This window comes from Brevundimonas albigilva (assembly GCF_023503965.1).
Classification (GTDB): domain Bacteria; phylum Pseudomonadota; class Alphaproteobacteria; order Caulobacterales; family Caulobacteraceae; genus Brevundimonas; species Brevundimonas albigilva.
Genome location: NZ_CP097298.1, coordinates 2,485,249 through 2,497,958 on the forward strand (window position 1 = coordinate 2,485,249; position 12,710 = coordinate 2,497,958).

Consider the following 12,710-nt stretch of genomic DNA (forward strand, 5'->3'; position numbering starts at 1 on the left):
TTAGCGCGCGGCGCGCGCCGCCGCCATCTCCGAGGCCAGTCGGATCGCGGCGATCAGGCTGTCGGGCCGCGCGATCCCTTGTCCGGCGATGTCGAAGCCGGTGCCGTGGTCGGGCGAGGTGCGGATGATCGGCAGGCCCAGCGAGACGTTCACCCCGCCCCAGAAGTCCAGCGTCTTGACCGGGATCAGCGCCTGGTCGTGATACATGCAGATCGCCGCGTCATAGGTCGCGCGCGCGTCCTCATGGAAAAGGGTGTCGGCCGGTCTGGGATCGGTGATGTCGATCCCTTCGCCGCGCAGCTGTTCGGCCACGGGAATCAGGGTCTCGATCTCCTGCAGGCCCAGGGCGCCGCCCTCGCCCGCATGGGGGTTCAGGGCGGCCATGGCCAGGCGCGGGCGGGCGATGGCGAAGTCGCGCCTCAGGCTTTCGTGGACCACGCGGGCGGTGCGGGCCACCCGCTCGGCCGTCAGCAGTTCGGCCACCTGGTCCAGGGCCACATGGATCGTCACCAGGCAGGCGCGCAGATCCTTGGCCGTCAGCATCATCACCGGGCCGCGCGTCCCCGGATAGGGCGCGTCCGCGGTCAGTTCGGCGATGAACTCCGTATGGCCGGGAAAGCGGAAGCCCGAGGCGTACATCGGCGCCTTGGCGATGGGGGCGGTGACCACCCCCGACGCCTGGCCCGCCAGGCACAGGCCGACCGCCTCCTCGACGCCGTCGGCCACCGCGGCAGCGTTGGCCGGATCGGGCCGGCCGACCACGACCGGCGCGGGCAGCGGCCGATGGATCACGGGCAGGGCGCGCGGGAAGGCCTCGGCCGCATCGACCGGCGCGAAGACCTCGGCGATCGGCGCTCCCTGACGGCGCAGCAGGTCCGCGTCGCCGATGACGGCGAAGGGCAGGGCGTCGGTCGAACGCGCGCGCCAGGCGGCCGCGATGATCTCCGGCCCGACGCCGGCGGGCTCGCCCAGCGTCAGGACCAGAGGCCGGGTCACTTGAACTCGATCAGGGCGTCGTTGCGCAGGTCGCGCAAATAGCGCCGCTCCAGGACCTGCAGGTTCTGCGAACGCAGGCGGCCTTCGACCTGCTGGCGCGACGGCGCTTCAGGCCCGCCGACCCGGCGGCCGCACAGGGCGACCAGGTGCAGGCCCAGGGGCGTGCGGATCGGCGTCGAAACCGTGCCGATCTCGCCGGTGCGGGCGAACTGCTGGAACTGGGGCGCCAGGTCGCCGACGTCCGATTCGCCCAGGTCCGCGCCCAGCACGCCCTGGGTCGCGCGCGCCTGCGACAGGATGTTGTCGCACGTCAGGCCCTGGCGCAGGCCCTCCAGGGTGCGGGTCGCCTCGGCGACCTGCGCCTCGGTCGCCGTCTCGGGCAACTGGACCATCACCTGCTTCATCGACACCAGGCTGGCCGCGGCGCCGTCGCGCTTGTCGCGCATGTAGATGATGTACACGCCGCCATCGACCGCGATCGGATTCGACAGCTGGCCCGGCTGAAGCTGGTCGAACACCGTCTGCAGCGCCGGCTGGACCGAACCCTTGACCAGCCAGCCGGCGTCGCCCGGCACGCGCGCGGCGGCGGACGGGGCGGCCGAGAACTGCCGCGCCACGGCCTGGAACGGGGCGCCCTGGATGATCTGCTGGACCAGCTGCTGGGCGCCGTTCATGGCCGCCTGCTGGCCGCCGACGCGCGCCGCCTCGATGTAGATCTCGCCGATCAGATACTGGGGCTGCGAGGCCGCCTGGTTCAGACGACGCATCTCCTGATCGACCTGAGCCGGCGTCGGACGGGCGCGGCTGCCGAAGCGGCCGCCCACCAGACGGCTCCAACCGATGTCGGTGCGCATGTTCTGGCGGAAGGCGTCGGGCTGGATGCCGCCCTGGCGCAGATAGTCGAGATAGGCCTGGGGCGTCGTTCCCGAGGACTGGGCCATGGCCGCGATCTCTTCGTCGACGTCGGCGTCGGTGACCTGCAGCTGGTCGGCGAACTGCGCCAGCTCCCCGGCCTTCAGCTGATCCTCGATCAGGGCGTTCAGCGCCGCCTGCTGGATCGCCGGCAGGTTCTCCTGCGTCGGCTGCACCTGGGACGAGGCGATCAGCATCAGCATCCGCTGGCGCAGGTCATAGCCGGTGATGATGCGGTCGTTGACGGTGGCGACGATGCCGTCGGCCATCTCGAATTGCGGCTCCGCGGCCTGGCGGGCGGGCGCTTCCTCGGCGGCGGGATTGAGCGCGCCGGCTGCGGGCGGCTGCGCCGGCGCCGGCGACGGGGCTGTCTGACCATGAGCCGAACCGGCGAGGAGGACCGCCGCGAGCGCAGCCCCGTCGAATAACGCATCAAACCCATCGGTCGTCCTGATTCCTCAAAGCGGTCCACCCGGCCGCCCGGCCGTCGCCATGACCGCGCCCCGTCAAGCCTCATGCTCAACGCATTTCGCTCTGTCCATAACCTGAACCTCCGAAAGTGGCGAGGTTTAGGCGCACATAGACCCCTTCGGAGGGGCCGCTGGGCCGCACGCGCGTGTTGTCGCGGCGGAAGCCCAGTTCGAAGCGGAAGCAGTCGTCGTCGAACAGCAGGCCCACTTCCGAGCGGGTGATCACGTCGCGCTCCAGGTCCGCGATGCCCGCGACGGTGAAGCCCCAGTTGCGATAGACGAACTGCTGGCCGGCCAGCTGGATGAATTCGTAGTTGCGGTTCAGCGACCCCAGCGGCGGCCCGCCCGGATTGGCGGGGTCGGGCCGGTCCTCGATGTACAGCGGATCGGAACGGTCGACGATGTAGCTGATGCTGGCCAGGTTGCGTCGCCCCCAGCGTCCGTCCACGGCCGCCTCGGCCCGGCGGATGTCGCCCGAGCCGTCGATGGTGGCGTGGCCCCAGCTGCGGATGCGGTCGGACGGCGAGAACGTGCCCTGGACCACCCAGTCCGACGTCTCCGAAGCCAGGCCCGTGGGATCGTAAAGCCGCGTCGGATCGTCGGGGATCGGCGTGCGGAAGGCGTCTTCCTGGTCGAAGCGGTGGCTGCGGCCCACGAACAGGCTGGCGCTGCGGCCCTCGGCCCAGCGGATGGTGGCCCGGCCGCCCGCGGTGAACCGGGCGCCGCCCTCCAGCAGGTCGTAGCCCGAGAAGCGGTCGATGCGGAACAGCGAGGATTCGTCCAGCTCGACGATCTGGGCGTCCTCGTTGGGGATGCGCGGATCCAGGTCCGGGTCCGTCGACACCGACAGCTGCGCCACCGGCTCCAGGATGATGTCCGCCTCGGCCGTGCGCCGGATCAGCGGATAGCTGACGTCGACGCCGGCGCTCAGGCGCGTGCGGCTGACGGTGGCGTCGTCCGGATCGACGCCCAGCACCGGGGGCAAGTCGCCGACCGAATAGACATCGGCCCGGCCGTCGACGAAGGGCTCCCAGCGCACGCCCAGGGGCGAGATCAGGGCGCGACGCCATTCGAACTGTCCCGTGACGCGGCGGGTGTCGACGCCGCCTGCCCCGACCGTCGTCGTCGGCAGCAGTTCGGGGCGAAGCACGGGCGAGCCGACGTAGGCGTCGCGGTAGAGCGACACCGCCGATCCCTTCAGCCGCAGCCGCCCGCCCAGAACCGGGCCTTCCGGCTCCCAGCGGGCGTCGATCAGGGGCGCCACAAGCGGCAGGGTGTCGTCGTCCTCGAACACCTTGAAGCCGTCGGCGTCGCGGAAGTCGGTGTCGGCGAAGCGCGGGTCCAGCCGCAGGCTCTGGATCGAGAAGGCCGCGACGGACAGGTAGGACCGCTCGCTCTGGCGCTCGGCGTACACCTGGCTGATCAGGCGGCGGCGATCGCCGTAATAGAGGCCGTTGTCCTGATAGGGATCGCGGACGTCGTAGCGGTCGAACAGGGTCTTGTCCGAGGTGCGCTCGGCGGTGAAGCCGAACCGCCACGGCCCTTCCGGGTCGAACTCGCCGTGCGACAGCAGATAGCTGCGGTGGTCCCTGTCGCCGAAGCGGACGTTGCTCTCGAAGTCGCCGTCGCCGTTCAGGTCGAAGTCGCCGAAATTGCGCTCGTAGGTGTAGCCGCCGCGCACCACGACCTGGCCGTTCACGAACCGCCGCCGCCATTGCAGGTTCAGCAGCGGCGCGACCTCGGTGTTGATCTGCGGGCTGATCAGCCAGTCCTCGGACGGCGACACCACGATCAGATAGGGCAGTTCTACCGAGACGCCGCGTCCCTCGTCATAGTTGACGATCGGCACCAGCAGGCCCGAAGCCCGCTCCACCGTCGGATCGGGATGGGCGAAGAAGGGCGTGTAGAACACCGGCACGCCGCCGATGCGGAACACGGCGTTGCGGTAAAGGATCGCCCGCAGCTCCTCGTCCTGGACCACCTTTTCGGCCTGGATCGACACGCTGGGCGTCTTGGGGCCGTTGGCGTCGCAGATCGGGCAGGGGGTGAAGATGGCGTAGTTCATTTCGTTGGCGGTCTCGCTGCGACGCACGGCCGTGGCGGCCATCAGGCTGGCGCCGTCCGGCGTGCGGGTGGCGAAGTCGACCGCGACGCCGGCGTTCAGGTTCTGGTCCAGCTCCAGCCGGCTGGCGTGGACCACGGTGCCGTCCGGCGCGGTCGCCTCCACCTGGCCTTGCGCCGCGGCCGTCCCGGCCGCCAGGTCGTAGGAAACGCTTTCCCCGCGCAGCGTATGGCCGCGCGTGCGCAGATAGACGCGGTCGTCGGGCCCGCCCTGGGCAGTCACCACATCGCCGTCGCGGCGGGCGCTCTCGGCCTCGACATAGACGGCGTCCGGCGCCAGGCCGTCCGCCGCCGGCGCGGATTGCGGGGCCCCCGCCGCCGTCTGAGCCAGCGCGGGCGAGGCCAGAGGCGCGCAGGCGATCAGGGCCGCGCCGGCCAGCAGCCTGTGTCTCAGGACATTCGAGCGGCGCTCGCGGCGATCACCCTGCATATGCCATCCGTGGTTGGGAGCCTGTTGGAGGAGCGGGCGGTCCGCTTAGCCGTCTTCGGTATAGAACAGCAAGGTGAAGGCGGCGAGCGCCGTCAGGATCGGCGGCAGCCAGGCGGCCACGAAGGCCGGCGCCACCTCGGCCGACCCCATCGCCGCCGAAAACTGGTTCAGGAAGAAGAAGGCGAACCCCAGCACCACCGCCGCCACGCTCATCCGCGCCATGTCGCCCAGCCGCATCAGCCGCAGCGAGAAGGCGGCCGCCAGGATGGACATGGCCGCGAACACCAGCGGCGTGGCCAGCAGCTGCTGGAAGCGCAGCCGGTAGGCCGTCGAACTGAACCCCGCGTTCTCGATGCGCTGGATCTGGTTGGGCAGGGACCAGAAGGGCGTCGACTGCGGTCGGGCGAACCGCTCGAACGCCTCCTCGTCGGCCAGGCTGGAGGGCAGGTCCAGCGTGGAATAGGTCACCGCCCGCTGGCCCACCGTGGCGCCGGTCGCATCCTGCAGCCGCCAGCGGCCCGCGCTCAGGGCGGCCGACTGGGCGTCGATCCGTTCCGAGAAGGTGCGCCCGCCGCCGGGCTGGGTCGTGTAGATGAAGAAGGTCACGTCCAGCAGGCGGGCGTTGGCCCGGTCCTGCCGGCCGGCGCGGATGATCATCTGGCGCTGGTCGTCGCCTTCGCGCAGCCAGATGGCCTCGGGCGGTCCCGCGCCGGGCGCCGTGCCCGAGATGCGGGCGCGTTCGCGTTGCCACATGGCGTCCCCCGCCGAGGCCATCGGCCCCAGGACCGTGACGGTCAGCACGCCCAGCAGAAAGGCCATGCCGGCCGAGGGCAGCACGAACCGCCAGGCCGAAACCCCCGCCGCGCGCATGGCGATCAGTTCGCTGCGCCGGTTCAGGCCGATGTAGGCCCCCAGCGTCCCGAACAGGAAGACGAAGGGAAACAGCTGCACGATCACCGCCGGCGACTTGATCGCCACCAGTCCCAGGATGCGCAGGGCCGACAGGTCCTGGTTGGAGCCGACGCCGCGCGACACCTCGACGAAGTCGATCAGCATCACCAGGGCCGAAATCACGGCCAGGGCCGTGGCCAGCGAGCGAAGCTGCTGGATCAGCACATAGCGTTCGATGCGCCCGATGCGGGGCAGACGGCGCGCCGCGGGCAGGGAAGGCAGGGCCAGCGTCATGCGAACCTCGCCTTCAGGCGACGGGCGACGGGCCGAAGCCGGCTGCGGCGCGGCTTCAGCGCGCGGAACAGCACCCTCATGGCGATGGCCAGGGCGACCAGCGGCGCGACGTACTGCAGCACGTTCATCCATCCGTTCCAGGCGCTGGCCGCCACCAGGCCATAGCCGATCACCCGGGCCAGCAGGAAGAAGCCCGCCGCCTTGGCGATGCGCCAGCTGTAGCCGCTGCGGCTGAAGGCGCCGCCCAGGATGGCCGCAAGGGCCATCGCCATGGCGACCAGGACATACAGGGGCGACGACAGCCGCGAATGCGCCTCGGCCAGCAGTTCGCCGCGCGATCCGGCGCTCTCCAGCACCCGCGGCGAGGGATTCAGCAACTGGCGCAGATAGAGGTCCGACGGCTTGTAGCGAATGGTTTCGGCCACGTCGGCGAACGGCGCCAGCGAGAAGTCGTAGCGCTGGAACGACAGGGTCTCCAGCACGCCGTTTGACGAATAGCGCTGGGCCGAGCCGTCGATCATGGTCAGGATCGGCTGGCCGGTCGCGTCGCGGCCGAACCGGGCCTCGCCGGCGTTCCAGGTCGTCACCTCGTCGCCGTCGACCAGATAGACGAACAGGTTCACCAGCAGGCCGCTCTGCTCGATCTGCTGCACATAGACGGTCAGGCCGTTGGGGCCTTGGACGAACTGGCCCTCCTCGACCAGCAGGGCGGCCAGGTCGGTGCGGATGGCGAAGGCTTGGCGGCGCACCTCGTGCTGGGCCCACGGCAGCATGAACAGATTGATGAACAGCGCCAGGACGGCGACCAGCAGGGCCAGACGGGCCGTCGGCGCGATGACCTGCCAGCGCGTCATCCCGCCCGCGAAGGCCGCCGTCATCTCCTGCTCGCGCTGCAGCCGGGTCAGGGCGATCAGGGCGCCGATGAACAGGCCGATGGGCAGGATCACCGCCAGCAGCTGCGGCAGGGCCAGCAGCGTCAGCTTGATCATCACCCACACGCTCTGGCCGCGTTCGACGATGACTTCCAGTTGGTCCAGGCTCTGGCTCAGCACGCCTATGCCGGCCAGGGCCGCGCACGCCGCCACGACGGGCAGGGAGATCTGTCGGAAAAGGTAACGCTGAATCAGAGTCATGGGCGGCTGGACTTCGCCCGGTTGCAGGCGGCGATATTGAGGCGCATCTAGTAGCACATCGGGGCGCGTCGGCGACAAGCGGACGCGCCATTGTGTTTTTTCAAGCTGACGCCAGGTGGGGCCTGGCTGGAGTTGCCGCATGAAGATCGAATTCGTCGCCGCCGCCGGTTCCGCCGAAATCCTCGCCGTTCCGGTCCACGAGGACCGCGCGCTGGCGGGGGCGGCGCCTGGGCTGGACCAGTCGGCCGGCGGCGCGCTGGCCAAGGCCCTGTCCAAGAGCCGCATGACCGGCAAGTCCGGGCAGACCCTGTCCGTCGCCGCGCCCGCGGGCGTGGAGGCCGACAGCATCCTGCTGGTGGGCGCCGGCGCCGCTGAAAAGCTGGACGACCTGGCGGTCGAGGCCTTCGGCGCCAACGCCTACGCCGCGGCCAAGATGTCCGGCGCCGAGGTCCTGACCCTGGACGCGTCCGACCTGACGCCCGAACAGGCCGCCCGCGCCGCCTTCGCCGCCAGCCTGGCCGCCTACCGCTTCGACAAGTACCGGACCACCGAGACGGCGGACAAGAAGCCTTCGATCAAGACCGTGCGCGTCGTCACGTCCGACATCCGCGCCGCCGACGCCGCCTATGAGGCCCTGTCGCCGGTGGCCGACGGGGTGATGTTCGCCCGCGACCTGGTGTCCGAGCCCGCCAACGTCCTGTATCCGGCCGAGTTCGCCCGCCGGGTGAAGGATCTGGAGCGCCTGGGCCTGACCGTCGAGATCCTGGGCGAGGCCGAGATGGAAAAGCTGGGCATGAACACCCTGCTCGCCGTCGGCCAGGGCAGCCGCCGCGAAAGCCAGCTGGCCGTGATCCAGTGGAACGGCGGCGCGGCCGGCGAGCAGCCCATCGCCTTCGTCGGCAAGGGCGTCTGCTTCGACACCGGCGGCATCTCCATCAAGCCCGCCGAGGGCATGGAGGACATGAAGTGGGACATGGGCGGCGCCGCCGCCGTGGCCGGCACCATGATGGCCCTGGCCGGCCGCAAGGCCAAGGTGAACGCCGTCGGCGTGCTGGGCCTGGTCGAGAACATGCCCGACGGCAACGCCCAGCGCCCCGGCGACGTGGTCGTGTCCATGTCGGGCCAGACGGTCGAGGTCATCAACACCGACGCGGAAGGCCGCCTCGTGCTGGCCGACGCCCTCTGGTACACCCAGGACCGCTTCAAGCCGAAGTTCATGATCGATCTGGCCACCCTGACCGGCGCCATGATCGTGGCGCTGGGCCTGGACTATGCGGGCATTTTCTCCAACTCGGACGAGGTTTCGGAGAACATCCTGGCCGCCTCCGAAAAGGTGGGCGAGAACTTCTGGCGGATGCCGATCCCCGATCGCTACAACCAGCACATCGAATCCAAGATCGCGGACCTGAAAAACATGGGCAACGGCCGCGCCGGCGGCTCCATCACCGCCGCCCTGTTCCTGCAGAAGTTCACCAACGGCGTGCCGTGGGCCCACCTGGACATCGCCCCCACCGCCTGGGCCAACAAGAGCCCCAGCCCCACGGTGCCCGAAGGCGGCGTCGGCTTCGCCGTCCGCACCCTGGACCGCATGGTGGCCGACAAGTACGAAGGCTGATTCCTTCCCCCTTGCGGGGGAAGGTGGCCCGCGCAGCGGGTCGGATGGGGGTGTATCCCGGTCTCGGCCGGAATACCCTCGTCCCGTGGCCATCCACCATCACGACCGCGCTCATGCTCTGGCCCGCGACCTCCGCAAGGCGCAGACGCTGAGCGAGCGCGCCATGTGGCGTCTGTTGCGGGAGCGCCAGCTCGAAGGTCTGCGGTTCCGACGACAGGTTCCGCTTGGGCCCTATGTCGCCGACTTCTGTTGCCACGCGCTGAAGCTGGTGATCGAACTGGACGGCGGCGTTCATCGCCTGCGAGAAGAGCGCGACGCCGCGCGCGACGCGTGGCTGGGAGAGCAGGGCTTTGAAGTTCTCAGGTTTCCGAACGAGGCGGCGGGCCGAAATCCGAACGTCGTGCTGGACGCGGTGCGCGCCGCGGCCCTGCGGAAACACCGGGCGTCACCCCCCATCCGTCTCGCTGGCGCGAGCCACCTTCCCCCGCAAGGGGGAAGGGCGTGACGACCAAACCCGAAGTCTGGTTCTATCACCTGGAGCGGTCGACGCTGGATCAGGTGCTGCCGACCCTGCTCGAGAAGACGCTCGAGCGGGGCTGGCGGGCGCTGGTCAAGGCCGGCCCGGCCCGGCTGGAGGCGGTCGACGAGGCGCTCTGGACCTATCGCGACGACGGTTTCCTGGCGCACGGCCAGGCCGGCGGACCCCATGACGCGCGCCAGCCCGTGCTTCTGAGCGACACGGGCGAGAACCTGAACGGCGCTCAGGCGCTGTTCATTCTCGACGATGCAGAACTGGGCGCCACGGAAGGGTTCGAACGATGCTTCATCATTTTCGACGGTCGGGACGAACCGGCGCTGCAGCACGCGCGCGGCCGCTGGAAGACGCTGAAGGACCAGGGCGCGCCGCTGGCCTATTGGCGTCAGACCGACGAGGGGCGCTGGGAAAAGGCGGCCTGATCGTCCTGGCCGGCGCGGCCCTGCTGGCCGCCTGCTCCTCCACGCCCGCCGCCGACGAAACCGCGCCCCGCACGGTGGAAAAGGCGCAACTGACCCCGCCTGTCGGCAGCCGGATGCCCACCGCCCCGACCGCCGACCTCTGCAAGGCCGGAGAGATGCAGTATCTGGTCGGGAAACCGCGCGGCGAGATCCCCGTTCCGGTGGATGTGGTCAACCGCCGCGTGACCTGCACGGAATGCGCCATCACCGAGGAATTCTCGGCCTATCGGCTCAACATCTTCTACGACCGGGAGACCGGGATCATCGAACAGGTGCGTTGCGGCTGACGCGGCGCGACAACGAAGGAAGAACAGCCATGAAGACCGCCTTGATCCTGACGTCCCTCTTCAGCGCGGGCATGCTGGGCCTGTCGGCCTGCGCCCCGGTCGAGGGGGCCGATCCCATGCCCGGCCCGGGCGACCAGACCGCCTTCAAGCCGTGCAAGGTTGAGGATTACCAAAGCTACGTCGGCCGAAACCGCTCGACCATTCCGGCGGCGCCCGCGGGCCAGACCTTCCGCGTCCTGTGCACCACCTGCGCGGCCACGATGGACTATCGCGAGAACCGGGTGAACTTCGTCTATGAGGAATCCACCGGCGTCGTGCGCGAGGTGAAGTGCGGCTGACCCTCAGCGGCCGACCGTGTCGCCGGGCCACAACGGCCCGCTGAACCGCCGGGCCAGGAAGTCCATCAGGGCCGTGACCCGCGCTGGTCGCGGCCCGCTGCTGGGCGCCACCAGATGCAGGGCGATGGGCGGCAGGCGCCAATCGGTCATCACCGGTTCGAGCCGACCCTCGGCGACGTGGCTCCAGCAGATGAAGTCCGGCAGCGGCGTCAGGCCCAGGCCCGCGCACAGCGAGGCGATCAGGGCGTCGGAATTGTTGGCTCGCAGCGGCCCGGCGGGACGCACCGCCGCCTCCTCTCCGTCGTCGTTGACGAACCGCCAGACGTCCGGCGTCGGCATATAGGCGTAGCCCAGGCAGGCGTGGCGGCTCAGGTCGTCCGGGCGCGTCGGCCGCCCGCGCTGGGCCAGATAGTCGGGCGAGGCCACCAGGAACCGCTCCACCGGCCGCAGGCGACGCGCCGTCAGCGAGGAGTCCGCCAGGGCCGCGATCCTCAGCGCGCAATCGAATCCGCCGCCGACCAGGTCGATCACCTCGTCCGACAGGTGCAGATCGACCGAGACATCCGGGTGGCGCGCCAGGAAGTCGGGCAGGGCGGGCGCGACATAGCCCATGCCGAAGGACATCGGCGCGGCCAGCCGCACCAGGCCGCGCGGCGTCACAGACATGTCCAGCGCCTCGCTGACCGCCCCTTCGGCCTCGGCCAGCATATGGGCCGCCCGCGCCGCCAGGGTGCGCCCCGCGTCGGTCAGGGCGAAACGGCGCGAGGTGCGGTGCAGCAGGGTCGTCTTCAACTGCTGTTCCAGCCGCGTCACCGCCTTGGACGCCGTGGCTTTCGACAGGCCCAGCGCCTCGGCCGCGCCCGAGAAGGACTGGGCCTCCGCCACCTTGGCGAAGACGGCCAGGGGCCTCGAGATCGGGCAGGCGCGACATGACTTCTCCGGAAACGATGAGTTTCGAGCGTTTCTATTTCTGAACCGAAGCCGATCGCTATCTTGGCGTCAAGCAACAGCGCCGGAACGGTCCGGCGCGGAGGACTTGAACCATGATCGAACGCAGACCCTTCGAAGGCCTGGGCGGCGCCGACCACGGCTGGCTGAACGCCAAACACCACTTCTCCTTCGCCAACTACTACGATCCCAAGCGGATGAGCTGGGGCAATCTGCGCGTCTGGAACGATGACGAGATCGCCGCCGGCACGGGCTTCCCGCCGCATCCCCACGCCGACATGGAGATCATCACCTATGTCCGCGACGGCGCCATCACCCACGAGGACAGCCTGGGCAACAAGGGCCGCACCGTGGCCGGCGACGTCCAGGTGATGAGCGCGGGGACCGGCATCCGCCACGCCGAGTACAACGCCGAACCCGACCTGACCCGCATCTTCCAGATCTGGATCGAGCCGACCAGGCGCGGCGAGGCGCCCAGCTGGGGCTCCAAGCCCTTCCCCAAGGGCGAGCGGTCGGGCCGGTTCGTGGTCCTGGCCTCGGGCTTCGAAGGCGATGACGACGCCCTGCCGATCCGCACCGACGCGCGGATCGTGGCCGCCACGCTGAACGCCGGCGACAGCGCCGACTATCCGCTGGGCTCGACCCGCCGCGCCTATCTGGTCCCGGCCAAGGGCGAGGTCGAGGTCAACGGCGTGCGCCTGAACGCCCGCGACGGCGCCGCCATCGCCCAGGAAGACGTCGTCACCGTCAAGGCGCTGTCGGACGCCGAGATCGTGCTGGTGGACGCAGCCTGAGTTTTGGGATCAACCTGTCCGGTCAAGCTTGGCTTGGCCGGACGACCCGTGCGGGCGTCCGCGATCCGGGTAAGGAGATATCGATATGGCGAGATCGGTCAGCGGCTGGTCGCCGCGCGCCCTGGCGGCCCTGCGCATCGTCGCGGGCCTGCTGTTCCTGGCCCACGGGGTCGTCAAGCTGTTCGGCTTTCCCGAGGGCGCCCAGCCCGGCGAGGTCGAGATCGCCTCGCTGATGGGCGTCGGCGCGATCATCGAACTGGTCACCGGCGCGCTGCTGATGCTGGGCCTGTTCACCCGCCCGGCCGCCTTCATCGCCTCGGGCCAGATGGCCGTCGCCTACTGGATGTTCCACTTCCCCTCCAGCCCCTATCCGGCGGCCAACGGCGGCGACGCGGCCATCCTGTTCTGCTTCGTCTTCCTGTACATCTTCACCGCCGGCCCCGGCGCGTGGAGCCTGGACAAGCGCTGAGGTCATTGATCGGAAG

At 70.0% G+C, this 12,710-nt stretch carries 13 protein-coding genes; 7 read left to right on the forward strand and 6 right to left on the reverse strand.

The window, feature by feature from the left end; translation table 11 throughout:
* The 5 genes from pdxA to MU852_RS13110 form a co-directional block, all read right to left on the reverse strand.
* The gene (gene pdxA / locus MU852_RS13090) at positions 1–996 is read right to left on the reverse strand and encodes a 4-hydroxythreonine-4-phosphate dehydrogenase PdxA (protein ID WP_249749921.1); all 996 of its coding nucleotides are present in this window, start codon (positions 994–996) and stop codon (positions 1–3) included.
* Positions 993–2,177 carry a peptidylprolyl isomerase gene (locus tag MU852_RS13095; RefSeq protein ID WP_249749922.1) on the reverse strand — a complete coding sequence of 395 codons (1,185 nt, stop codon included), beginning with the start codon at positions 2,175–2,177 and terminating at the stop codon, positions 993–995. Before MU852_RS13095 ends, pdxA begins: the two co-directional genes overlap by 4 nt.
* A gap of 250 nt (positions 2,178–2,427) precedes the next feature.
* Positions 2,428–4,929: an LPS-assembly protein LptD gene (locus MU852_RS13100; RefSeq protein ID WP_249749923.1), complete on the reverse strand. Its 2,502-nt coding sequence runs from the start codon at positions 4,927–4,929 to the stop codon at positions 2,428–2,430.
* A gap of 45 nt (positions 4,930–4,974) precedes the next feature.
* On the reverse strand, positions 4,975–6,114 hold the full coding sequence (gene lptG, locus MU852_RS13105; protein ID WP_249749924.1) for an LPS export ABC transporter permease LptG: 1,140 nt from the start codon (positions 6,112–6,114) through the stop codon (positions 4,975–4,977).
* Positions 6,111–7,247, reverse strand: a complete 1,137-nt coding sequence (locus tag MU852_RS13110; RefSeq protein ID WP_249749925.1) for an LptF/LptG family permease — start codon at positions 7,245–7,247, stop codon at positions 6,111–6,113. Before MU852_RS13110 ends, lptG begins: the two co-directional genes overlap by 4 nt.
* Before the next feature lie 139 nt (positions 7,248–7,386).
* Between MU852_RS13110 and MU852_RS13115 the strand changes: the two genes are divergently transcribed.
* The 5 genes from MU852_RS13115 to MU852_RS13135 all read left to right on the forward strand — a co-directional run bounded on the left by MU852_RS13115 (position 7,387) and on the right by MU852_RS13135 (position 10,483).
* Positions 7,387–8,862, forward strand: coding sequence for a leucyl aminopeptidase (locus MU852_RS13115; RefSeq protein ID WP_249749926.1), 1,476 nt, complete (start codon positions 7,387–7,389; stop codon positions 8,860–8,862).
* 85 nt (positions 8,863–8,947) lie between these two features.
* A complete protein-coding gene (locus MU852_RS13120) occupies positions 8,948–9,367 on the forward strand; it encodes an endonuclease domain-containing protein (protein ID WP_249749927.1) in 420 nt (139 codons plus the stop codon).
* Positions 9,364–9,819: a DNA polymerase III subunit chi gene (locus MU852_RS13125; RefSeq protein WP_249749928.1), complete on the forward strand. Its 456-nt coding sequence runs from the start codon at positions 9,364–9,366 to the stop codon at positions 9,817–9,819. The genes MU852_RS13120 and MU852_RS13125 overlap by 4 nt, the downstream gene beginning before the upstream one ends.
* Positions 9,777–10,145, forward strand: coding sequence for a hypothetical protein (locus MU852_RS13130; RefSeq protein ID WP_249749929.1), 369 nt, complete (start codon positions 9,777–9,779; stop codon positions 10,143–10,145). Before MU852_RS13125 ends, MU852_RS13130 begins: the two co-directional genes overlap by 43 nt.
* Positions 10,146–10,174: 29 nt before the next feature.
* The gene (locus tag MU852_RS13135) at positions 10,175–10,483 is read left to right on the forward strand and encodes a hemolysin (RefSeq protein WP_249749930.1); all 309 of its coding nucleotides are present in this window, start codon (positions 10,175–10,177) and stop codon (positions 10,481–10,483) included.
* Positions 10,484–10,486: 3 nt separating this feature from the next.
* Here MU852_RS13135 and MU852_RS13140 read toward each other — a convergent pair whose 3' ends face one another.
* A complete protein-coding gene (locus MU852_RS13140) occupies positions 10,487–11,368 on the reverse strand; it encodes a LysR family transcriptional regulator (RefSeq protein ID WP_249749931.1) in 882 nt (293 codons plus the stop codon).
* Between the two features lie 158 nt (positions 11,369–11,526).
* On the opposite strand from MU852_RS13140, the gene MU852_RS13145 reads away from it, so the two are divergent.
* Both MU852_RS13145 and MU852_RS13150 read left to right on the forward strand, forming a co-directional pair.
* Positions 11,527–12,225 (forward strand): pirin family protein, encoded by a 699-nt coding sequence (locus tag MU852_RS13145; RefSeq protein WP_249749932.1) that lies wholly within the window; start codon positions 11,527–11,529, stop codon positions 12,223–12,225.
* Positions 12,226–12,310: 85 nt separating this feature from the next.
* Positions 12,311–12,694, forward strand: coding sequence for a DoxX family protein (locus MU852_RS13150; protein WP_249749933.1), 384 nt, complete (start codon positions 12,311–12,313; stop codon positions 12,692–12,694).
* Positions 12,695–12,710 lie beyond the last annotated feature (16 nt).